Below are 23,041 nucleotides of genomic sequence, written 5' to 3'. Positions count from 1 at the left end.
CCCCTGTTACGTTTTCCCCGGACAGCAGTGCACCTTCGCGGGCATGACGGGAACAATTTCAGCTTCGAATGAGAAGTCGAATCAGCCTCTCAGCGGGGCGGGGGCTCCCCGGCCTCCCAGCCGCCGGCCAGCGACTTGAACACCGCCACCAGCGCCACCGCCGCCGCGGCCTGCGACTGCGCCAGCTGGTCGCGCGCGGCCAGCTCCTCGCGTTGGGCGTCGAGGACGACCAGGAAGTCCACCACGCCGGCCTCGAAGCGTCCGCGGGCGATGGTGGCCGCCGCCTCGGCCGCGCGCGCGGCGTCGAAGAGGAATTGCGCCTGCTGCTGGCTGCGCGTGTAGCTGGACAGCGCGCCCTCCGTCTCCTCCAGCGCGCCCAGCACCGTGGCCTCGTAGGCGCGCAGCGCGCCCTCGCTGCGCGCATCGGCGGCGGCGATCTGGGCCCGCAGGCGGCCGAAGTCGATCAGCGACCACAGCAACTGCGCACCCAGGTTGTAGACGTAGGTGCTGCCGTCGCCCAGGTCGCCCAGGTGCGAGGCGTTGTGGCCCAGCGTGCCGCCCAAGGTCACGCGCGGGAACAGCGCCGCGCGCGCCACGCCCACGCGGGCCGCCGCGGCGGCCACGCCCAGCTCGGCCGCGCGCACGTCCGGGCGGCGGCGCAGCAGGCTCTCGGGCGAGCCGATGCCGCCCAGCGCCACGCTGCGCAGGCCCGGCAGCGGGCGCTGCGCCTGCAAGGGCTCGTCCAGCGCCGTGGGCGGCTGGCCGCACAGCACCGCCAGCCGGTAGCGCGTGCGCTGCAGCGCCGCCTCCAGCGCCGGCACGCCGGCGGCGGTGCGCTGCACCAGGGCGCGGGCGCGCTCGGTGTCCAGGCCCGTGCCGCGGCCGACGTCCTGGCGCGCCTGCACCAGGCGCAGCGTCGACTCCTGCGTCTGCAGCGACGCCGTGGACACGCGCAGCCGCTCCTGCAGCCCGCGCAGCTCGAAGTAGTTGCGCGCCACCTCGGCGCTGACGCTCAGGCGCAGCGCCTGCGCATCGGACTCCACCGACAGCAGCTCGGCCTGCGCCGCGCGGCGCTCGGCCGACAGGCGGCCGAACAGGTCCGCCTCCCAGCGCACGTCCAGGCCCACGCCGTAGAGGGTCTGCGTCGCCAGCGCGTTGTTGGGCCCGTTGAAGTCGCGCACCCGCGCCGCGCCGGCCGTGCCGCTGACCTGCGGCAGCAGGTTGGCATCGGCCAGGCGCGCCAGCGCCCGCGCCTCGCGCAGCCGGGCCACGGCCAGGCGCAGGTCGAAGTTGGCGCTCAGCGCCTGGGCCACCAGCGCGTCGAGCTGCGGGTCCTGGAAGCCCTGCCAGAACGCCGCGGCCGGCTCACCGGGCTGCGCGTCGCCGGGCACGTTGGCGAAGGCCGTGGGCAGCGTCGGCAGCGCAGGCTGCGGCGGCGGCCCCGAGGCGCAGCCGGCCAGCGCGGCGGCGAGGACGGCGGCCCAGGCCGCGGCCCCGGTCAGTCGGCGCGGGGGCATGGGGAGGGCGCTCATTGATGTGCTCCGCCGGCGGGGTTGGACGGCGGCGTCGCGTCGTCCACACCCGGGTGGAAGGGATGGGCGCAGCGGTCGATCTCCGCGCGCAGCTCGGCCGCGTGCGCGCGCCGCTTTTCCGTGCTCTTGCGCAGCAGCGCGTAGAACACCGGCGTGAAGAAGATGCCGAACATCGTCACCCCCACCATGCCGGAGAACACCGCGATGCCCATGGCGCGGCGCATCTCGCTGCCCGCGCCGCTGCCCAGGATGAGCGGGATCACCCCGGCGCAGAAGGCGATGGACGTCATCAGGATGGGCCGCAACCGCCGGTGGCAGGCCTCCACCACCGCCTCCATCATGGTGCGCCCCTGCTCCTCCAGGTCCTTGGCGAACTCCACGATCAGGATGGCGTTCTTGCACGCCAGCCCCACCAGCACCACCAGCGCCACCTGCGTGAAGATGTTGAGGTCGCCTATCTGCATGAAGGGCGGGAAGGTGGACAGCCACACGCCCGTGAGCGCGGCCAGGATGCACATCGGCACGATCAGGACGATGGCCAGCGGCAGGCTCCAGCTCTCGTACTGCGCCGCCAGCACCAGGATCACCAGCACCACCGACAGCAGCAGCACCGCCGCCAGCGTGGGCAGCCGCCAGGTCGTCCCGGGCAGCGCCACGTCGCGCGTGAGCCTGTCCTGGTAGGACAGCTCCGTCCACTGGTAGCCCATGCCGCGCGGCAGTTGCTTGAGCAATTGCTCGATCTCGGCCTCGGCCTGCCCGCTGGAAAAGCCCGGGTTGGGCGAGCCGTTGATGTCGGCCGAGGGGAAGCCGTTGTAGCGGGTCACGCGCGTTGGGCCGAAGGTGGGCTCCACGCGCATGAGCGCGCCCAACGGGACGATCTCGCCGCCGGCATTGCGCGTCTTGAGCGCGGTGATGCCCTCGGCGTGGGCGCGGAAGGGACCGTCGGCCTGCACGATCACCTGGTAGGTCTTGCCGAAGCGGTTGAAGTCGTTGACGTAGAGCGAGCCCAGGCTGATCTGCAGCGTGTCGTAGATGTCGCCCAGCGCCACGCCCATCTGCTTGGCCTTGGTGCGGTCCACGTTGGCGAAGAGCTGCGGGACATTGATGTCGTAGGTCGAGAACGGCGTGCCTATGGACGAGCGCGGGTTGCCGTAGACCTGCCCCAGCGTGCCCCACACCGCGCCGAAGAGGGCCTGCTCGCCTTGCCCCGAGCGGTCCTGCACCTGCAGCTTGAAGCCGCCGGCGTTGCCCAGGCCTTCCACCGCCGGCGGCGGCACCACGAACAGCCGGGCACCCTGGATCTCCTGCAGCGCGCCGTTGACGCGGCCCAGGATGGCGTCCTTGGACAGGTCGGCGCTCTTGCGCTTCTCGAAGTCCGCCAGGCCGAAGAAGACGATGCCCTCGTTGGGCGCGTTGGAGAAGCCGGCGATGGACAGCCCCGGGAAGGCCACCGCGTCCACGATGCCCGGCACCTTCAGCGCGATGTCGCTCATCTGGCGTATCACCGCGTCGGTGCGCTCCAGCGAGGACGCCGCGGGCAACTGCGCGATGCCGATGAGGTACTGCTTGTCCGGCGCCGGGACGAAGCCCGACGGAATGCGCGCGAACAGCAGCGCCGTGAGCGCCAGCAGCCCCGCGTACACCAGCAGCGCCAGCGACTTGCGCCGCAGCACCCCGCGCACGCCGCGGCCGTAAGACTCGCTGCGGCGGTGGAAGAAGCCGTTGAACCAGTGGAAGAAGCGGCCGAAGACGCGGTCCATGCCGCGCGTGAGCGCGTCCTTGGGTGCATCGTGCGGGCGCAGCAGCAGCGCCGCCATCGCCGGCGAGAGCGTGAGCGAGTTGAAGGCCGAGATGACGGTGGAGATGGCGATGGTAGCCGCGAACTGCTTGTAGAACTGGCCGGAGAGACCGGGCACGAACGTCAGCGGGATGAACACCGCGCACAGCACCAGCGCGATGGCAACGATGGGGCCGCTGACCTCGCGCATGGCCTTGATCGTGGCCTCGTGCGGCGTGAGCCCGTCCTCCAGGTTGCGCTCCACGTTCTCGACCACCACGATGGCGTCGTCCACCACGATGCCGATGGCCAGCACCAAGCCGAAGAGGGTGAGCGTGTTGATGGAGTAGCCGATGCCCAGCAGCACCGCGAAGGTGCCCACGATGGACACCGGCACCGCCAGCAGCGGAATGACCGAAGCGCGCCACGTCTGCAGGAACAGCACCACCACCAGCACCACCAGCAGCACCGCCTCCAGCAGCGTCTCCACCACCTTGGTGATGGAGGTGGCGACGAAGCGCGTGGGGTCGTAGACGATGGCGTAGTCCATGCCCGGCGGGAAGTCCGCCTTGAGCCGCTCCATGGTGGCGCGCACGTTGTCCGAGATGGCCAGCGCGTTGGAGCCCGGGGCCTGGAAGATGCCGATGGCCGCCGCTTCCTTGTTGTTGAGCAAGCTGCGCAGCGAGTGGGTGTTGGCGCTGATCTCCACGCGGCCGACGTCGCGCACGCGCAGCACGGCGCCGGTGGCCGGGTCGGCGCGCACGATGATGTCGGCGAACTCCTGCTCGCTGGCCAGCCGCCCCTGCGTGTTGACCGCGAGCTGGAAGTCGGTGCCCCGCGGCGAGGGCGGCGCGCCCACCACGCCGGCGGCCACCTGCGTGTTCTGCTCGCGCACGGCGGACACCACGTCGTTGGCGGTGAGCCCGTGGCCGGCCAGGCGCTGCGGATCGACCCAGATGCGCATGGCGTAGTCGCCGCTGCCGAACAGGATCACCGTGCCCATGCCCGGGATGCGCAGCAGCTCGTCGCGCACCTGCTGGTGCGCGTAGTTGCGCAGGTACAGCGAATCGCGGCTGCTGTCGGGGCTGACCATGTGGACGACCATGGTCAGGTTGGCCGCCTGCTTCTCCGTGGTCACCCCGATCTGGCGCACGATCTCGGGCAGCCGCGGCAGCGCCCGGTTGACGCGGTTTTGCACCGCGGTCTCGGCGGCCTCGGGGTGGGTGCCGATGCGGAAGGTCACCGTCAGCACCATGGTGCCGTCGGCCGTGGCCTGGCTCTCGTAATAGAGCATGCCTTCCAGCCCGCTGATCTGCTCCTCCAGCGGCGTGGCCACCGTCTCGGAGATGACGCGCGGGTTGGCGCCGGGGAACTGCGCGCGCACCACCACCTGCGGCGGCGCGACTTCCGGGTACTCCGAGATGGGAAGCTGGAAGATGGCCAGCAGCCCCACCAGGAAGATGAACAGCGACAGCACCGTCGCCAGGCGCGGGCGGTCGATGAAATAGCGTGAGATGTCCATGCGCTTGCCGGCCTTTCAGCGCTGGGGAGCGGACGCGGGTGCTGCCGGGATGGGCAGGCCCTTGTCGTCGGTCTTCAACACCTGCGGCGTCACCGGCGCCCCGGGCTGCGCGCGCTGCAGCCCGTCGACGATGACCAGCTCGCCGGGCTTGACGCCCTGCACCACGCGCATGCCGTCCATGAGCGCACCGGGCTGCACCTCGCGCGGCTGCACCACGTTGTCCTTGCCCACCAGCATCACGACCTTGCGCGTCTGGTCCGTGCCTATGGCGCGGTCGGCCACCAGCGTGGCCTGGTACTTGCCGCTGCCCACCACCTTGACGCGCGCGAACAGGCCCGGGGTGAAGCGGCCCTCGCGGTTGTCGAACACGGCGCGCCCGCGTATGGAGCCGGTGGCCGGGTTGAGGCGGTTGTCCACGAAATCGATGCGGCCCTGGTGCGGAAAGCCGGTCTCGTCGGCCAGGCCCATCCAGGCCTGGACCGTCGCGGTGCGCGGCGAGGCCAGCGTGCCGCTGCGTACCAGGTGCAGGTATTTCAGGTAGGTGGCTTCGCTGGCGTCGAAGTAGGCGAACACGCGGTCCTGCGACACCAGCGTGGTGAGCACCGGCGAGCCCACGCCCACGAGGTTGCCCGGAGTGAGCTGCGCCCGCGAGATGCGCCCGGCCACCGGGGCGCGGATGCGCGTGAAGTCCAGGTTGAGCCGGGCCTGCACCAGCGCGGCCTCGGCGGACTGGATGTTGGAGCGGCTGTTGCGCACGCCGGCGCGCAACTGGTCCAGCTCCTGCTGGCTCACGCCCTGGATGGAGGTGAGCTTCTCGGCGCGGGCCAGCTCGCTGCTGCTGAGCTCGGCCTGGTTGCGTGCGGCGGCCAGCTGCGCCTCGGCGCGCGCCACGTCGGCGGCGAAGGGCCGGGGGTCGATGGTGAACAGCATCGCGCCCTTGGCCACCTGCTGGCCCTCGGTGAAGTGCACCTGCTCCAGCGCGCCGGCCACGCGCGCGCGCACTTCCACCGTGTCCGGCGCCTCCAGCCGCGCCGTGAACTCCTCGAACTCCTGGACTTCGCGCTGTATGGCCGGCGCCACCGACACCGCGGGCGGCGGTGGCGCGGCCGGCTGCGACACGGCTTCGCCATTGCACCCGCCCAACAGGGCGGAAAGCGCCACAAGCGCACCCAGGTGCCAAACACAGCCTGTGCGTCCGTCAAATCTCATTCCACTGCCGCCTTTCGACAAAGGCTCGCCTGCGCTTGCAGGCGGCCCGCTGGCGGGCCTCCTGCAGACTTCCTGCGAAGCAAGCGTGTTCACTCACCAGCGAGAGCCGCATGCGGGCGAGGGCTCTTGCCGGCGGGGATGGGGGGGCTCCACACCGGCGGCCACGCCGCGGCCCGGGCGCCTGGGAGCAGGCCCACAGCATCGGCCATCCGGCGGCATGGCGCTTCTGCCACGCGGGCCAGGGCCGGGTGCCTCTTTGGGGATAGGCGCGGCGCCCGCGCGGGGCGCTTCAGCGCTTCAGCAGGCCGCGGCGCACGCCGATGGCGATGGCTTCGGTGCGGCTGCGCGCCTCCAGCTTGGCCAGGATGGCCTTCACGTGCGTCTTGACCGTGCCCTCGGCCACCTGCAGCTCGCGCGCGATGAGCTTGTTGCTCAGGCCGCGCTCGATCAGCACCAGCACTTCCATCTCGCGCTGGGAGAGCCCGTCGCGGGTGAGCCGCGAGGCCAGCCGTCCGGCCAGCTCGGGGTTGATGTAGTGGCCGCCCTCGTGCACCACGCGGATGCAGCGCAGCAGCTCGTCGCGGCGCACGTCCTTGAGCAAGTAGGCCTTGGCGCCGGCGTGCAGGCCGCGGTAGATGTCCTCGTCGCCGTCGTAGGTGGTGAGGATGATGAGCTTGGCGCGCGGCTCGTGGCGGCGTATGGCCGTGATGGCCTCGACGCCCGTGAGCCGCGGCATGGACAGGTCTATCAGGCCGACGTCCGGGTGCTCGCGCACCCACAGCTCCACGGCCTGCGCGCCGTCGCTGGCCTGCGCCACGACCTGCATGTCGGCCTGCATGTCCAGGATGGTGCTCAGCCCGTCCAGCACCACGTGGTGGTCGTCGGCCACCAGCAGCCGGATGCGTGCGGGCGCATCTCCGGCAGGCTCGGCTTGGCCTGTCGGCCCGGTGTCGGAAAGGGGCAAGGGGAAGGTCATGGCAGCACCACGGGCCGGAATCGGCAGTCGGTGGGTGGGGATGATGGCAGCGCCGGCCAAGCCCAACCTCTCCCCAATGGGAGAGCGCGGGCGCGCAGACGCCTGGGGTGGCGCCTGGACAGGCTCTCTTTCCTGGGCGGGCCGCGCGGCGTGCTGCGGCCCGGCCGTGGGCATCAACCGCGCAGGCCCAGGCGCAGCGACACCGTCGTGCCCTGGCCCGGCGCGGAGGCGACGTCCAGCGTGGCGCCTATGCTCACGGCCCGCTCGCGCATGCCCACCAGGCCGAAGCCCGCCGGGTTGGACAGCACCTGCGGGATGCCGGCACCGTCGTCGCGCACCTGCAGCCGCAGCGCCTGCGCATGCAGCTCCAGCGACACCACGGTCCGCCTGGCGCGGGCGTGCTTGACGGCGTTGACCAGCGACTCCTGCGCCACGCGCAGCACCTGCTCCTCGACATGGGCATCCAGCCGCAGCGGCGCGCCCGTGATCTGCAGCTCCACGGCCTGGAAGGTACTGCTGCGCATCTGCGCGCACAGCTCGGCCAGCGCCTCGGCCAGGCCGCGCCGCTCCAGGGTCGGATTGCGCAGCGCGCGCACGGCGCGGCGCGCCTCGCCCAAGCTGTCGCGTGCCAGGTCCATGGCGGTGGCGATGGCCGTGCGCGCGCGCTCCACGCGCTGCGCCGACACGGCGGCATCGGCCACCTCCAGCTGCATCAGCACGCCGGTGAAGCCCTGGGCCAGGGTGTCGTGCATCTCGCGCGCCAGCCGCGTGCGCTCCTCCAGCGTGGCCACGCGGCGCGCCTCCTCGGCCAGTTGGGCCGCCCGCAGGGCCAGCGACAACTGCGCCGCGATGGCTTCGGCCAGCGCGATCTCGGAGGCCGTGTAGCGTTGCCCGCTGCGCCGGTAGATGCCCAGCGCGCCCAACGCGTGGCCGGAGGCCATGAGCCACAGGTTGAGCGCCAGCGGCCCGCCCTCGGAGACGAAGAAGTGGTCGAAGGGGCAGGCCGCGCCGCCGTCGGCGTGATCGACCACCTGCGCCTCGCCGCTGCCCTGCGTGGCGCAGGCCTGCAGCCCGGCCGGCGGCAGCTCGAAGCCCTCGGTCAGCTCGCGCAGCACCGGCGCCGGCTGCGCTTGCGGCGACAGCAGGTCGGCGCGCCGCAGCACCTGGCCTTGCAGGTAGGCCGCCTGCAGCCTGCAGCGCGCCCCGCGCACCTGCAGCAAGGCCACCGCGCCGGGGTCCAGCGCGCGCGCGATCAGGCCGATGACGGTGGGAACGAATTCCTCCAGGTCGCCGCTGTGGTCCAGCGAGTCGATGGCCTCCTGCAGCACGGCGATGACGTGGGCCTGCTCGCGGGCCTGCGCCTCGGCCGCCTCCTTTTGCTGGCGCACCAGCCCCAGGGCCTGCGCCGTGGCCTCCTCCTCGCGGGCGGCCAGCGCCGCCGCACGCCGCTGCACCGACGCCAGTTGCCGGTCGGCCAGCACCCAGCCCAGCTCGCGCGCCAGGGCTTCCAGGAAGAGGGCCTCGCCGGTCTCCAGCGGGTCCAGCTCGCCGCGCAGCACCGACAGCCGGCCCCACGTGCGGTCGGCCAGCCGCACCGGCACCCAGATCTCCTGCGTGCGCTGCAGGCAGCCGCCCAAGCGGTTGCCCAGGGGCAGCACCGGCAAGGCCGGGTGGTGCGTCACCGTGGCCCGCTGCAGTGCGGCCGTGCCGTCCATCAAGCCCGTCCAGGCGGCGTCCATGCCCTGCATCAGCACGGCCAGGCCGCCGTGGGCCGACGCAGCGGCCGGGGCCTGGAACCACTCGGCCAGGTAGGGCTTGCCGGAATCGGGGTCGAGCTGCCGGAAGGCGGCATAGGGCGCGCGCAGCGTGCGCGCCGCGGCCCCCAGGCCCAGGCGCAGCGGGTCGCCGTCCTGCAGCGCCGCCGCTTCCATGGCCTGGCGCGCCGTCTGCAGCGCCGCGGCCAGGCCCGGCCAGCACGCCAGCGACGGGAGCTCACCCGCGCCCGGCGCCTGCCCAGGGCGGCCCATGGGCTCGCCGACCCCATGGGACCCACGGGAAATGGAACGCTGCCGACTGCCGTTTTTCATCGCATACGTCAGGTGCGCAGGCACCCGCTCCCGTGTTGCCGCCCAACGCCGCCCCGGCCGGGCAGCGCGTGCCAAAGCCCCATTCTCAGGGGGATGGGGCGGCCGTGGATGGGCGCACGGCGAGCGCAGGCATCGGCCACCGGCGTGGACGCCGGCAAAGCCGGGCCGCGCAGGTGCCCCGGGCACCGCGCCGCGGCCCGGACGCCCCGGGTCCGGCGGACACGGTTTGACGCCGCCCGGCGCGGCATGAAGGCGCGCGCCCCGGCACCATGTCGGCCTCATGAAGACCACCCTCGAAGAACTGCAGGCCTTCACCGCCGTCGTCGACACCGGCTCCATCACCGCCGCGGCGGACCACCTGGGGCAGACGGTGTCCGGCATCAGCCGCGCCCTGGGCCGGCTGGAGCGCAAGCTGGAGACCACGCTGCTGCAGCGCACGACGCGGCGCATCGCCATCACCGACGAAGGCGCGGCCTTCCTCGGCCATGCCCGCGCCATCCTGGCCGCGGTGGACCAGGCCGAGGAGCAGATGGCCGCGCGGCGGCGCCAGCCCGCCGGCCGGCTGCGCGTCAACGCCGCCACGCCCTTCATGCTGCACGCCGTCGTCCCGCTGCTGCCGGCCTTCCATTTGAAGTACCCGCGCATCCGCCTGGAGCTGGACACGGACGACCTCAACATCGACCTGCTGGAGCGGCGCACCGACGTGGCCATACGCATAGGCGCGCTGCAGGACTCCACGCTGCACGCCCGCCCGCTGGCCAGCAGCCGCATCCGCGTGCTGGCCAGCCCGAGCTACATCGCGCGCCACGGCCAGCCCGCCACCGCCGCCGAGCTCACCCGCCACGTGCTGCTGGGCTTCACGCAGCCGGCCTCGCTCAACGCCTGGCCGCTGCGGGGCGAGCACGGCGACGAGTGGCCCATCGTCCCCACGTTCACCGCGTCCAGCGGCGAGACGCTGCGCCAGCTCGCGCTGCAGGGCCTGGGCATCGCCTGCCTCTCGGACTTCATGACGCAGGACGACCGCCGCCACGGCCGCCTGGTGCAGGTGCTGCAGCCGCACACGCTGCAGGTGCGCCAGCCCGTCAACGCCGTCTACTACCGCAACACCCAACTGGCCGCGCGCATCACCTGCTTCCTGGACTTCCTGGCCCAGGCGCTGGCCCTCAACGAGGAGCTTCGCGAGGCGGCGCCCGCCGCAGGCCGCGCCCGCAAGCCGCCCGCGGGCTGAACGCCCGCCGTTCTTGACTGCGCGTCAAGAATCATCTGCCCGCGCACGGCTGTTTCCGGCCGGCCTGGCAGCCCACAGTGGCGCCCAACCTGTTGTTGGAGCCACCCATGCCCCTTGCATTGCTTGCGCTGACCGTCAGCGCCTTCGCCATAGGCACGACGGAGTTCGTCATCGTCGGCCTCATCCCCACCATCGCCGCCGACCTGCAGGTCAGCCTGCCCGCGGGCGGCCTGCTGGTGAGCCTGTACGCGCTGGGCGTGGCCGTGGGCGCGCCCGTGCTCACCGCCCTCACCGGCCGGCTGCCGCGCAAGACGCTGCTGCTGGCGCTGATGGCGCTGTTCACCGCGGGCAACCTGCTGGCCTGGCAGGCGCCGGGCTATGAATCGCTGATCGTTGCGCGCGTGCTCACCGGGCTGGCGCACGGCGTGTTCTTCTCCATCGGCTCGACCATCGCCACCAGCCTGGTGCCCAAGGACAAGGCCGCCAGCGCCATCGCCACCATGTTCTCCGGGCTGACGGTGGCGCTGGTCACCGGCGTGCCGCTGGGCACCTTCATCGGCCAGCACTTCGGCTGGCGCGAAACCTTCCTGGCCGTGGCCGCGCTTGGGCTGCTCGCCTTCCTGGCCAGCCTGCTGGCCGTGCCACGCGGCATACGCCACGCGCCGCCCGCCTCGCTGCGCAGCCAGGCCCGGGTGCTGGCGCAACCACGGCTGCTGCTGGTGTATGCCAAGACGGCCATCGGCTACGGCGGCTCGTTCATCCCCTTCACCTTCCTCGCGCCCATCCTGCAGGACGTCTCCGGCTTCAGCGCCGCGGCGGTGGTGTGGGTGCTGCTGGCCTACGGCGTGTCCGTGGCCGCGGGCAACGTCTGGGGCGGCCGCCTGGCCGACCGCAAGGGCCCCATCGCGGCGCTGCAACTGATCTTCGCCGCCCTGGCCGGCGTGCTGCTGGTGCTGACCTTCACGGCGCACCACCCCTGGCTGGTGGTGCTGACCGTGCTGGCCTGGGGCGCCGTGGCCTTCGGCAACGTGCCGGGGCTGCAGGTGTACGTGGTCCGGCAGGCCGAGCGCTTCGAGCCCCAGGCCGTGGACGTGGCCGCGGGACTGAACATCGCCGCCTTCAACCTCGGCATCGCCGGCGCCGCCTGGGCCGGCGGGCTGATCGTCAAGCACCTGGGCCTGATGCACACGCCCTGGATAGGCGCGCTGGTGGTGCTGCTGTCCCTGGCGCTGACCAACCTCAGCGGCCGCCTGGACCGCCGCGACACCGCCCGCCCAAGCACGGCCGGCGCCCTGCCCAGCACCTGCTGAGCCCACCCCGCACTTCCAAGCCATCTCAAGAGGAGTCACCCCCCATGCAAGCCATTCCCCGCCTCGGCCTCGGCACCTTCCGCCTGAAGGGCCAGGCCGCCATCGACTCGGTCAGCACCGCGCTGGCGCTCGGCTACCGCGCCATGGACACGGCGCAGATCTACGACAACGAGGAGGCCGTGGGCCAGGCCATCGCCGACAGCGGCGTGGCGCGCGAAGAGCTGTTCCTGACCACCAAGATCTGGACCGAGCACCTGTCGCGCGACGCGCTCATCCCCAGCCTCAAGGAAAGCCTGCGCAAGCTGCGCACCGGCCACGTGGACCTGACGCTGATCCACTGGCCGTCGCCCAACGCCGCCGTGCCGCTCGAAGCGACGCTGCAGGCGCTGGCCGAGGCCAGGCGCGAAGGCCTCACGCGCCGCATCGGCGTCTCCAACTTCACCATGGACCTGATGCGCCAGGCCGTGGCCCTGGCCGGCCCCGGCGAGATCGCCACCAACCAGGTGGAGCTGCACCCCTACCTGCAAAACCGCGCCGTCGCCCAGGCGGCGCAGGCCGCCGGTGTCCAGATCACGTCCTACATGACGCTGGGCTACGGCAAGGTGCTGCAGGACCCGGTGATCCAGGCCCTCGCGCAGCGCCACCGGGCCACGCCCGCCCAGGTCGTGCTGGCCTGGGCCCTGCAACTCGGCCATGCCGTGATTCCCTCGTCCACGCAACGCGAGCACCTGGCGTCCAACCTGCGGGCCACGGCGCTGCGCTTGAGCGACGACGACATGGCGGCCATGGCCGCGCTGGATCGCGGCGAGCGCCTCGTCGATCCGCAGGGGCTGGCGCCGCGCTGGGATTGAGCCCCGCGGCCGCGAGCCGCCCCGCCGGGGCCCGCGGCCGCCGCGCGTCAGCTCCTGTCCCAGCCGCCGCCCAGGGCGCGTATCAGGCCGACCGTGGCCTGCGCCTGCGCGCCTTGCAACTGCACCGCCTGGCGCCGGTTGCGCAGCTCGCTGCGCTGGGCGTCGAGCAGCTCCAGCTGGCCGATCATGCCGTTGCGGTAGCGCGCACCGGACAGCACGGTGGCGCGCGCCGCGGCCGCCACGGCGCGGGATTGGGCCGCGGCCTGGCTTTGCAGCAGTTGCAGCGAAGCCAGCTCGTCCTCCACCTCCCGCACCGCCAGCAGCACCTGCTCGCGGTAGCCGGCGGCCGCGGCATCGAAGTCGGCCCGCGCCTGCGCCACGGCGGCCTCGCGCCGGCCGCCGTCGAAGACAGGCAGCGACAGCAGCGCCCCCAGCCCCCAGGCGCGCGAGGACCAGCGCAGCAGGTCGCCGAGGTCCGGCGAGGCGGTGCCCGCGGCGGTGGTCAGCGCCAGGTTGGGGAACCACGCGGCCTGCGCCACCCCCACGCGGGCCTGCGAGGCCAGCAGCCGGCGCTGGGCCGACGCCACGTCCGGGCGCCGCGCCAGCACCGTGGCCGGCACGCCGGCCGGGACGGCCGGCAGTTGCAGCGCGTCCAGGCCGTTGCCCGCCGCCAGCGCGAAGGCCGAGGCCGGTTCGCCCAGCAACTGCGCCAAGGCATGTTCCAGCAGGCGGCGCTGGCGCTCCAGGGCCAGGGCGTCGGCCTCGGTGGCCGCCAGCTCGCTGCGCACGCGCTCCAGGTCCAGCTCGCCGACGTCGCCGGCGGCCAGGCGCCGCTCGGTCAGCCGCAGCGTGCCGCGGTAGGCCTCCACGGTGTCGGCCACGATGGCGCGCTCGGCCTCCAGGGCGCGCAGCCCCAGGTAGCTCTGCGCCACGGCGGCCTGCACCGCCAGCCGCGTGCTCTCCAGCAGGGCCGCCTGGGCCTGGGCCTCCAGCGTCGCGGCGGCGGCGGCCTGGCCCAGCCGCCCCGACAGGTCCAGCTCCCAGTTCAACTGGGCCGCCAGGCTGCCCAGCGTGGCGGGCTGGTTGGCCAGCTGCGGCTGCGTCTGGCGCGACACGCCGGCGGCCACGTCCAGCGTTGGTCGGCGCTCGGCCTGTGCCTGCTGCTGCAGGGCGCGGGCCTGGGCCCAGCGCGCCGCGGCCACCTGCAGCGAGGTGTTGCGCTCGGCGGCGCGCTGGAGCAGGTCGTCCAGCACCGGGTCGCCGAACACCGCCCACCAGGGCCCGCGCGGCTGGGCATCCGCCGGCGGCGCCACCGTCCAGCGCCCTGGCGGCGCCTCCTTGAAAGCCGCGGGCACGGGCTGCAGGGCGGCGGTGTCCACGGGCGGCGGCGCCGTGGCGCAGCCGGCCAGCACCAGGGCGGCGGCCAGGGTGCCCAGGGCCAGGCGCAGGCGGGACCCATGCGGAGAGTTCATGGCAGTTCCTTGAGACATCGTCATTCCGTCATTGCGTCATTCGGGGCGCGGCAGCGGCACGGCAGGCTGCGCGCCGCCCAGGCCCGGGCGGCCCGGCGCGTCGGCCGCGGACGCGGGCTGCGGGACCTGGCCGTGCTGCTTGAGCGGGCGGTTGCCGGCCAGGCGGCGCAGCAGCACGTAGAACAGCGGCGTGAGGAACAGGCCGAAGGCCGTGACGCCGATCATCCCGGTGAAGACCGCGATGCCCATGGCCTGGCGCATCTCGGCCCCGGCCCCGCTGGACAGCACCAATGGCAGCACGCCCATGACGAAGGCCAGCGAGGTCATGAGGATGGGCCGCAGGCGCAGCCGCGCCGCCTCGATGGCCGCCTGCACCGGCGCCCGGCCGGCGAACTCCAGCTCCCGCGCGAACTCCACGATCAGGATCGCGTTCTTGGCCGACAAGCCCACCAGCACCACCAGGCCGATCTGCGTGAAGACGTTGTTGTCCCCGCCGCTGAAGTGCACGCCGGCCATGGCCGCCAGCAGCCCCATGGGCACGATGAGCACGATGGCCACCGGCAGCGTCAGGCTCTCGTACTGCGCGGCCAGCACCAGGAACACCAGCAGGATGGCCAGCGGGAACACCCACACGGCGGAGTTGCCGGCCAGGATCTCCTGGTAGGTCAGCTCCGTCCACTCGAAGGCGATGCCCGGCGGCAGCGTCTCGCGGGCGATGCGCTCGACGGCCTCGCGGGCCTGGCCGGACGACCAGCCCGGCGCCGGCGCGCCGTTGACGTCGGCGGAGAGGAAGCCGTTGTAGCGCATGGCCCGCTCGGGGCCGAAGCTGGGCTGCAGCTTCAGCAGCGCCGACAGCGGCACCATCTCGCCCGCGGCCGAGCGGACCTTGAGCTGGCCGACGTCCTCGGCGCGGGCGCGGAAGGCCGCGTCGGCCTGAACGCGCACGGAGTAGGTGCGGCCGAAACGGTTGAAGTCGTTGACGTAGAGGCTGCCCAGGTAGGTCTGCAGCGTGTCGAAGATGTCCGTCACCGGGATGCCGAGCTGGCGCGCCTTGGTGCGGTCGATGTCGGCATAAAGCTGCGGCACGTTGACCTGCCAGCTCGTGAACAGCCCCGCGAGCTCCGGCGCCTGGCTCGCCCGCGCCATGAAGCCCTTGACCGCCGCGTCCATGGCCGCATAGCCCAGCGAGCCGCGGTCCTCCAGCTGCAGCTTGAAGCCGCCGGTGGTGCCCAGGCCGCTGACCGGCGGCGGCGGGAACATCACGATGAAGGCGTCCTCGATCTGCGCGAAGGACTGGTTGAGCTTGTTGGCGATGGCCGCCGCGTTCAGCGACGGGTCGCGCCGCTCGTCGAAGGGCTTGAGCATGGCGAAGGCGATGCCCGCGTTGGAGCTGTTGGTGAAGCCGTTGATGGACAGCCCGGGGAAGGACAGCGACCCCTCGATGCCCGGCGTGGTCTTCATGATCTCGCCCATGCGCCGGATCACGGCTTCCGTCCGGTCCAGCGTCGCGCCGTCGGGCAACTGCGCAAAGCCGATGAGGTACTGCTTGTCCTGGGTCGGGACGAAGCCGGAGGGCACGGTCTTGAACAGGGCCACGGTGGCGCCCACCAGCAGCAGGTAGACGCCCAGCATCAGCGCCTTGCGCGAGAGCACGCGCCGCACGCCGCCGCCGTAGGCCTGCGCGCCGCGGCCGAAGGCGCGGTTGAAGGCGCGGAACACGCCGCCCAGCACGCGGTCCATGGCCCGCGTGAGCGCGTCGCGCGGCGCGTCGTGGCCGCGCAGCAGCAGCGCGGCCAGCGCCGGCGACAGCGTGAGCGAGTTGATGGCCGAGATCACCGTGGAGATGGCGATCGTCACGGCAAACTGCTTGTAGAACTGGCCGGTGAGCCCGCTGATGAAGGCCAGCGGGACGAACACCGCCACCAGCACCAGCGCGATGGCGATGATGGGCCCCGACACCTCGCGCATGGCGCGGTAGGTCGCCTCGCGCGGCGTCAGGCCGGACTCGATGTTGCGCTCGACGTTCTCGACCACCACGATGGCGTCGTCCACCACGATGCCTATGGCCAGCACCAGGCCGAACAGGCTCAGCGCGTTGATGGACAGGCCCAGCGCCTGCAGCACCGCGAAGGTGCCCACGATGGACACCGGCACCGCCAGCAGCGGAATGACCGAAGCGCGCCAGGTCTGCAGGAACAGCACCACCACCAGCACCACCAGCAGCACCGCCTCGGCCAGCGTGTGCACGACCGACGAGATGGACGCGCGGACGAACTGCGTGGGGTCGTAGGCGATGCGGTACTCCACGCCCTCGGGCATCTGCTTTTGCAGCTCCTCCATGGTGCTGCGCACCGCGGCGGAGATGTCCAGCGCGTTGGAGCCCGGCGCCTGGAAGATGCCCGTGCCCACCGCCGGCGCGTTGTCCAGCAGCGAGCGCAGCGAGTAGTCGGCCGCGCCCAGCTCGATGCGGGCAACGTCGCGCAGCCGCGTCACGCTGCCGCCGGCACCGCTGCGCACGATGATGTCGCCGAACTCCTCCTCGCTTTGCAGCCGGCCGCGGGCGTTGATGGACAGCTGCAGCTCCACGCCCGGCGCTCCCGGCGAGGCGCCGACCACGCCCGCGGCGGCCTGCACGTTCTGCTCGCGGATGGCGCGCACCACGTCGTTGGCCGACAGGCCCAGCTCGGCCACCTTCTGCGGGTCCAGCCACACGCGCATGGCGTACTCGCCGCCGCCCCAGCTCTGCACCTGGCCCACGCCGGGAATGCGCGCCAGGCGGTCGCGCACGTTGAGCATGACGTAGTTGCGCAGGTAATCGGCGTCGTAGCGCCCGTTGGGCGAGACCAGGTGCACCACCATGGTCAGGTCCGGCGAGCTCTTGACCGTGGACAGGCCCAGCCGCCGCACCTCCTCCGGCAACCGGGGCTCGGCCTGCGCCACGCGGTTCTGCACCAGCTGCTGCGCCTTGTCGGGGTCGGTGCCCAGGCGGAAGGTGACGGTGAGCGTGAGCAGCCCGTCGGTGGTGGCTTGGCTGCCCATGTAGAGCATGCCCTCCACGCCGTTGATGGCCTCCTCCAGCGGCGTGGCCACCGTCTCGGCGATCACCTTGGGGTTGGCGCCGGGATAACGGGCGTTGACCACCACCTGCGGCGGCACCACCTCCGGGTACTCCGAGATGGGCAGCGTGCGCAGCGAGATGAGGCCGCCGAGAAAGATCAGCAGCGACAGCACGCCGGCGAAGATGGGCCGGTCGATGAAGAATTTGGACAGGTTCATGGATGAAGCTCCTGGCGTTGGCCGTGGCTCGTGCGCATCAGGAACGGCCCGCCGCCGCGGCGTCGCCGCTGGCCTGGCGCTGCGGCTGGGGCTGGGGCTGCATGGCCACCGGCTGCGGCGCCACCAGCGTGCCCGGGCGCACGCGGTGCAGCCCGTTGACCACCACGCGCTCGCCGCCGCGCAGCCCCTGCGTGACGATGCGCAGGCCGTCCACCACCGCGCCCAACTGCACCTCGCGCCAGACGGCCTTGTTGTCGGGGCCCACGACGATGACGAAGCGCTTGTCCTGGTCGGTGCCCACGGCGCGCTCGCTCACCAGCACGGCGCTGGCGCTGCGCGGCTGTCCCATCTGCAGCCGGGCGAACTGGCCGGGCATCAGGCTGCCGTCGCGGTTGTCGAAGACCGCGCGCAGCCGCACCGTGCCGCTGCGCGCGTCCACCTGGTTGTCCACCAGCTGCAGCCGGCCCTCGGCGCTGGCCGGCCCTTCCATGCGCACGGGCACGCGCTCCAGCCGGCCCGGCAGCGCGCCGGCGCCGGCATCGGCCAGCACGCGCGCCACCACCTGCTCGTCGGCATCGAAGCTGGCGTAGATGGGGCTCACGGACACCAGCGTGGCCAGCACCGGGGCGCCGGGGCCCGCGGCCACCAGGTTGCCCGGCGTCACCTCCACGCGGCCTATGCGCCCGGCCAGCGGGGCGCGCACCTGCGTGTACTGCAGCGACAACTGCGCCGCCTGCAGCGAGGCCTGGGCCGCGCGCAGGTTGGCCTCGGCCTCGCGCAGCCCGTGGCTGCGCTCGTCGAACTCGCGCTGCGCGACGGCACGCTCCTCCCACAGCCGCTCGGCGCGCTGCTGCTCGCTGCGCGCCTGGGCCAGCCGGGCCTGGGCCGCGGCGAGCTGGGCCTGGGCGCGCTCGACTTCCGCCGCGTAAGGCGCCGGGTCCAGCGTGAACAGGAGATCGCCGGCCTTCACCAGCGCCCCCTCGCGAAAGTGCACCGCCTGGACGGCGCCGGCCACGCGCGGGCGCAGCTCCACCCGCTGCACGGCCTCCAGCCGGCCGGAGAAGGTTTCCCAGGTCGTGACCTCGCGCTCGGCCGCCTCGGCCACCGACACCGCAACGGCCGCGGGCGCCGCGGCGGCGGCAGGCGGCTCGGCCTGGCTCGCGCCCAGGCCGGTCAGCGCCGTCCCGGCCGTGCCCAGCACCAGCGCGGCCACCGCGACGGACAGGCTGGCCACGGCGGGGCGGCGGCGCAGGGAATGAAGCAGTTTCATGGTCGGAACTCCACAAGATTTTTTTGGCAAAGGCTTGCGCACCCGGCTGCACGGCGGCAGCCGGGAACGCTCGGAAATGAAGGCGGATCAGCCCTGGGCGGCGGCGGGGCGCGGCAGGCGATGGCCCGCGGCGCCCGGCGGCTCGCAGGCCCGGCGGCAGGCCTGCAGAAACGTGCGCACGTGCGCTTGCAGCGCCTGCGCCCAGGGCGCCGGGGCCGGGTCGCGGTAGCTCGCAGGCCAGCCGGTCGTGCCGTCCAGCAGCGCCTGGCTCACCGCCACGCCGGCCTCGCGCAGGCGGGCGGCGTAGGCATGGGTTTCGTCACGCAACGGGTCGTCGGCGGCGCTGACCAGCAGCGCGGGCGGCAGGCCGGCCAGGCGCAGCGCCCGCCCCGGCGCCGCGTAGGGGTGCAGCACGTCGCTGGCGCTGGCGAGGTACTGGCGCCAGCCGTCGGACCAGGGGCACTGCACGGCGTGGGCCTGGGCATCGCGCAGCGAGGCCGTGCCGGTGCAGACGTCCAGCATGGGCGACAGCAGGATCTGCCCATGCAGCGGCGGCGCGCCGCGGTCATGGGCGGCCAGCGCGGCCGCGGCGGCCAGGTTGCCGCCGGCCTCCTCCCCCGCGAGCAGCAGCGGCAACCCGTCGGCATGCAGCCGCTTGCGTTGCCGCTGCAACCACAGCAGCGCCGCGTGCACGGCCTCCAGCGCCTGCGGGAAGGGCCGCCGCGGCGCCAGCGGATAGCCCAGCGACGCCACCAGCGCGCCTTCGGCCGCCAGCACGCCGGCCACGCGCTCGCCTTCGCGCGGCGAGCCGGCGACGAAGGCGCCGGCATGCAGGTGCAGCACCAGCGCCGTGGGCGCCACGCCCGGCGGCGGCAGGCTCCAGCGCAGCGCCAGCGCGTGGTCCACGCCGGGCAGGGACAGCCGTTCCTCGCGCACCGAGGGCAAGGCAGCGGCAGGGGAAGCGGAGGACGTTTGCATGTGTCGTGCGGGCCGGCCAGGAAAGCCGGCAAGGCTGGGAAGCAGATGGCCGGCACGATAACCAGCGCTGCCGCACAAATAAACCAGCGCAGCGCTCATGCTTTATTGCGGCCACGCTAACAATCCGGCCTGCAATTCGCGGTTCAAATACGGCCCGCGGAGAAAATTCAGCCAAGGGGTACCTGATGGACAAGTTGCTTGCGATGCAGGCGTTCATGCGCGTGGTGGAGGCCGGCACCTTCAGCCGCGCGGCCGACAACCTGTCCCTTCCAAAACCCACCGTGACGCGCCTGGTGCAGCAGCTCGAAGCCCAGCTGCAGACCAAGCTGCTCAACCGCACCACGCGCCGCGCCACGCTGACCACGGACGGCGCGGCCTATTACGACCGCGCGATGCGGCTGCTCTCGGAGCTCGACGAGCTGGAGTCGAGCATGACGCGGGCCAAGGCCAATCCGCGCGGGCGGCTGCGCGTGGACGCGGGCACCGCCGTGGCGCAACTGCTGCTCATTCCCGCGCTGCCCGACTTCCACGCCCGCTACCCCGAAGTCCAGCTCGACCTGGGCGTGTCCGACCGGCCCGTGGACCTGCTCAGCGAGAACGTGGACTGCGTGCTGCGCGGCGGCGAGCTCACCGACCAGTCGCTGGTGGCGCGGCGCATCGGCAACTTCCACACGCTGGTGTGCGCGACGCCGGGCTACCTGGAGCGCCACGGCATGCCCACGCATCCGCGCGACATCGAACAGGGCGGGCACGTGGTGGTCAACTATTTCTCGGCCCGCACCGGACGCATCTACCCCTTCGTCTTCAACCGCGGCGAGGAGCGCTACGAAGTGCAGGGGCGGCACCAGCTCTCCGTCAACGACTCCGGCGCGGCGCTGGCCGCGGCGCTGGCCGGGCTGGGCATCGTCAACACCGCCACCTTCATGGCGCAGCCCTACATCGCCGCCGGCCTGCTGCGCCCGGTGCTGGCGGACTGGTGCTCGGAGTCGGTGCCCATTCACGTCGTCTACCCGCCCAACAAGCACCTGAGCGCCAAGCTGCGCGTGTTCGTGGACTGGGTGGCCGACCTGTTCGCGCGCAGCGAGCAGATCCAGCGCCAATGCAGCCTGCCCGGCTGCATGGCGGCCACCATCGCCGCGGCCCGCCAGGGGATCAGTGTTGCGCCCGCACCGGCGGGTACGCCCGCCGTGGCGCCCGCTGCCGTGGCCCAGGCCCAAGGCGCGGACGCCGGGCTGGTGGCGGGCTGAGCGCGGCGGCGCGGGGCCACCGCGCCGCCGGCCGCCCGGGCGGCCGCCTCATCCGGCGGCCCTGCAGCCCTCCACGGCGCCGGCCACCGCCTGCAGCGCACGGCCGCAGTCGTCCCGCGTGAGCGCCCCGCCCAAGCACAGCCGCAGGGCCTCGGCCGGCTGGCGGTCGGTGCAAAAGGCGCTGGCCGCCACCGCCGCCACGCCCAGCGACTGCAGCGAGGCGGCCAGCTCCCCCGCCACGCAATGGCCGTCGGCGGCCGGTGCCAGCGGCAGCCAGGCATGGAAGCCGTTGGGCTGCGTGAGCACGCCCAGGCCGCCCAGGCGCTCGCGGATCAGCGCGCTGCGCCAGGCGCACTCGGCGCGCACGGCGGTCAGCACCTCGGCGGCATGGCCCTGCTCCAGCCAGTCCGCCACCACGGCGTTGACGAAGGGCGAGGCCATCACGGTGGTAGCGCGCAAGGCGCCGGCCAGCCGCTGCGCCGTGGCCAGCGTGGGCGCCAGCACCTGGGCCGTGCGCAGGCCCGCGCCTAACCACTTGGAAAAGCCGCTGACGTAGTAGGTCAGCTCCGGCGCGAGCTCGGCCAGCGGCGGGGGCGTGGCGGCGGGCAGCATGCCGTAGGCATCGTCCTCGATGATGGGCACGCTGTAGCGCAGCGCGATGTCGGCCAGCCGCTCGCGCCGGCGCAGGCTCAGCGTCGCGGTGGTGGGGTTGTGCAGGTTGGGGCACAGGTACAGCGCCCCCACCGGCGCCGTGCGGCAGGCGGCCTCGAAGGCCGGCGGCAGCAGCCCCTCGCCGTCCATCTCCAGCGGGTGCAGTTGCACGTTCAGGTGCGCGGCAATGGCCTTGAGGCCCGGATAGACCAGCGGCTCCACGCACAGGCTCTGGCCCTTCTTCACCAGCAGCGACACCAGCGCCAGCAGCACGGCGTGTATGCCGGGGGCCACCAGCACGCGCTCGGCCGACGCCTGCGTCACCCACTGGCGCAGCCACTGCACGGCCAGCGCGCGGTCGCGCGCGGTGCCGCCGAAGTCCTGGTAGCGCATCAGGTCGTGCAGCGGCGCGGCGGCGATGGAGGCCGAGGCCGCCTCCTGCAGCGCGCGCAGCGCCGGGTGGTCCTCCAGCTCCGGCGGCAGGTTCATGGTCATCTCGGCGCCCGTGCCCGCGCGCAGCGGCAGGCCGATGAAGGAGCCGCGCACGTAGGAGCCCAGCCCGGGGCGCGAGGCGATCAGCCCGCGCTCGCGCGCCTGGGCAAAGCCGCGCACCACCGTCGTGTAGTTGAGCTGCAGCCGGGTGGCCAGCTCGCGCAGCGGCGGCAGCCGCTCGCGCGGGGCCAGCCGGCCCTGCTGCAGGTCCTCGGCGATCAGCTCGGGAATGAGTTGGTAGGCCGGCAGCGTGCTGCCGCGCAAACGCGCCAGCCAGTGGGTGAAGGGCATGACAGTGGGGCCGCGCAGGCCGAATCGGCAGGGGCCCACAGCCGCACGAAGCGTGCCGGTCGCAGCCCTTGATCGCAGCGGATTTTCGCCTTGGGCCTGGTCAATCGCGGTGCATGCGCGCCCTTGATCGGATGCATTGATTGCATGGGCCCGCGTCCGCTCTTGGTGCGGCCCCCAACGCCCTGCGGCAAGCCCCGCGCACGGCCGCCCGGCCGCGGCGCAGCCCGCTTTTCACTCTGTTGATCGCATGTTGGTTGCATGGCCCGCGCGCCGATTGGCATGCGCGTCGCAATGGAGTCCTCGTCCGGCAGCCGCCGGCCAAGACGCCCAAAGGGGCCGATGTCCGGCCCGCGCGTCACTCCACACCGCAAGAGGAAGCAGCCATGCCCAAGGTCACCCATCCCGCCGCCCAGAAGGGCGATTTCCTGGTCGATTACGAAGAGAAGGTCTTCGAGGACGTGAAGGCCGAGCCGGGCGAGAAGGCGCTGGTCACCTTCCACACCGTGGCCTTCGAGGGCTCCATCGGCCTGGTGAACCTGCTGCAGGCCACGCGGCTGCAGCGCAAGGGTTTCGACACGTCCGTCCTGCTCTACGGCCCGGGCGTGACGCTGGGCGTCAAGCGCGGCTTCCCCAAGCTGGGCGACGAGGCCTTTCCCGGCCACCAGAACTTCAACAACCAGATCACCAAGTTCATCGCCGAGGGCGGCAAGGTCTACGCCTGCCGCTTCGCGCTGCAGGCGCTCTACGGCCACGGCGAGGGTGCGCTGATCGAGGGCATACGCCCCATCAACCCGCTGGACGTGCTGGACCTGGTGCTGCTGCACCGCAAGGCCGGCGCCTTCATCCTCGACACCTGGACCCTGTAAGGGGAG

At 72.8% G+C, this 23,041-nt stretch carries 15 protein-coding genes; 5 read left to right on the top strand and 10 right to left on the bottom strand.

What is annotated here, in order from left to right; translation table 11 throughout:
• Positions 1-89 precede the first annotated feature (89 nt).
• The 5 genes from ALA01S_RS04340 to ALA01S_RS35300 form a co-directional block, all read right to left on the bottom strand.
• Positions 90-1,532 (bottom strand): efflux transporter outer membrane subunit, encoded by a 1,443-nt coding sequence (locus ALA01S_RS04340; RefSeq protein ID WP_084267208.1) that lies wholly within the window; start codon positions 1,530-1,532, stop codon positions 90-92.
• Complete coding sequence (locus tag ALA01S_RS04335) at positions 1,529-4,831, bottom strand: efflux RND transporter permease subunit (RefSeq protein WP_066332480.1); 3,303 nt, start codon at positions 4,829-4,831, stop codon at positions 1,529-1,531. The genes ALA01S_RS04340 and ALA01S_RS04335 overlap by 4 nt, the downstream gene beginning before the upstream one ends.
• A 15-nt stretch (positions 4,832-4,846) precedes the next feature.
• Complete coding sequence (locus ALA01S_RS04330; protein ID WP_238455690.1) at positions 4,847-5,950, bottom strand: efflux RND transporter periplasmic adaptor subunit; 1,104 nt, start codon at positions 5,948-5,950, stop codon at positions 4,847-4,849.
• 379 nt (positions 5,951-6,329) lie between these two features.
• A complete protein-coding gene (locus ALA01S_RS04325) occupies positions 6,330-7,016 on the bottom strand; it encodes a response regulator (protein ID WP_084267207.1) in 687 nt (228 codons plus the stop codon).
• Positions 7,017-7,189: 173 nt separating this feature from the next.
• A complete protein-coding gene (locus tag ALA01S_RS35300) occupies positions 7,190-9,043 on the bottom strand; it encodes a sensor histidine kinase (protein ID WP_066332476.1) in 1,854 nt (617 codons plus the stop codon).
• 340 nt (positions 9,044-9,383) lie between these two features.
• On the opposite strand from ALA01S_RS35300, the gene ALA01S_RS04315 reads away from it, so the two are divergent.
• The 3 genes from ALA01S_RS04315 to dkgB all read left to right on the top strand — a co-directional run bounded on the left by ALA01S_RS04315 (position 9,384) and on the right by dkgB (position 12,492).
• Entirely contained in the window at positions 9,384-10,331 is a 948-nt protein-coding gene (locus tag ALA01S_RS04315; RefSeq protein ID WP_066332474.1) for a LysR family transcriptional regulator, read from the top strand.
• A 107-nt stretch (positions 10,332-10,438) separates the two neighbouring features.
• A complete protein-coding gene (locus tag ALA01S_RS04310) occupies positions 10,439-11,641 on the top strand; it encodes an MFS transporter (RefSeq protein ID WP_066332473.1) in 1,203 nt (400 codons plus the stop codon).
• 44 nt (positions 11,642-11,685) lie between these two features.
• Positions 11,686-12,492 (top strand): 2,5-didehydrogluconate reductase DkgB, encoded by an 807-nt coding sequence (dkgB, locus tag ALA01S_RS04305; protein WP_066332470.1) that lies wholly within the window; start codon positions 11,686-11,688, stop codon positions 12,490-12,492.
• A gap of 47 nt (positions 12,493-12,539) precedes the next feature.
• Here the strand turns inward: dkgB and ALA01S_RS04300 are convergent, their stop codons facing one another.
• The 4 genes from ALA01S_RS04300 to ALA01S_RS04285 form a co-directional block, all read right to left on the bottom strand.
• Positions 12,540-13,964: an efflux transporter outer membrane subunit gene (locus ALA01S_RS04300; RefSeq protein ID WP_066332467.1), complete on the bottom strand. Its 1,425-nt coding sequence runs from the start codon at positions 13,962-13,964 to the stop codon at positions 12,540-12,542.
• 36 nt (positions 13,965-14,000) lie between these two features.
• Complete coding sequence (locus ALA01S_RS04295; RefSeq protein WP_066332465.1) at positions 14,001-17,240, bottom strand: efflux RND transporter permease subunit; 3,240 nt, start codon at positions 17,238-17,240, stop codon at positions 14,001-14,003.
• 37 nt (positions 17,241-17,277) lie between these two features.
• The gene (locus tag ALA01S_RS04290) at positions 17,278-18,510 is read right to left on the bottom strand and encodes an efflux RND transporter periplasmic adaptor subunit (protein ID WP_066332464.1); all 1,233 of its coding nucleotides are present in this window, start codon (positions 18,508-18,510) and stop codon (positions 17,278-17,280) included.
• 87 nt (positions 18,511-18,597) lie between these two features.
• Entirely contained in the window at positions 18,598-19,488 is an 891-nt protein-coding gene (locus ALA01S_RS04285) for an alpha/beta hydrolase (protein WP_084267205.1), read from the bottom strand.
• A gap of 185 nt (positions 19,489-19,673) precedes the next feature.
• Here ALA01S_RS04285 and ALA01S_RS04280 point away from each other — a divergent pair, with 185 nt between their 5' ends.
• Entirely contained in the window at positions 19,674-20,735 is a 1,062-nt protein-coding gene (locus tag ALA01S_RS04280; protein WP_084267204.1) for a LysR family transcriptional regulator, read from the top strand.
• 48 nt (positions 20,736-20,783) lie between these two features.
• On the opposite strand, the gene ALA01S_RS04275 is transcribed toward ALA01S_RS04280, so the two are convergent.
• Positions 20,784-22,169 (bottom strand): aminotransferase-like domain-containing protein, encoded by a 1,386-nt coding sequence (locus ALA01S_RS04275; protein ID WP_066332462.1) that lies wholly within the window; start codon positions 22,167-22,169, stop codon positions 20,784-20,786.
• Between the two features lie 383 nt (positions 22,170-22,552).
• Here ALA01S_RS04275 and ALA01S_RS04270 point away from each other — a divergent pair, with 383 nt between their 5' ends.
• Positions 22,553-23,035, top strand: coding sequence for an MSMEG_0572/Sll0783 family nitrogen starvation response protein (locus tag ALA01S_RS04270; RefSeq protein ID WP_066332459.1), 483 nt, complete (start codon positions 22,553-22,555; stop codon positions 23,033-23,035).
• Positions 23,036-23,041: the final 6 nt, after the last annotated feature.

The sequence above is a fragment of the Azohydromonas lata NBRC 102462 genome (assembly GCF_001571085.1).
Taxonomy (GTDB): domain Bacteria; phylum Pseudomonadota; class Gammaproteobacteria; order Burkholderiales; family Burkholderiaceae_C; genus Azohydromonas; species Azohydromonas lata.
Note: the sequence above shows the minus strand (reverse complement) of the source record. Positions and strands in the feature narration are given on the sequence as shown.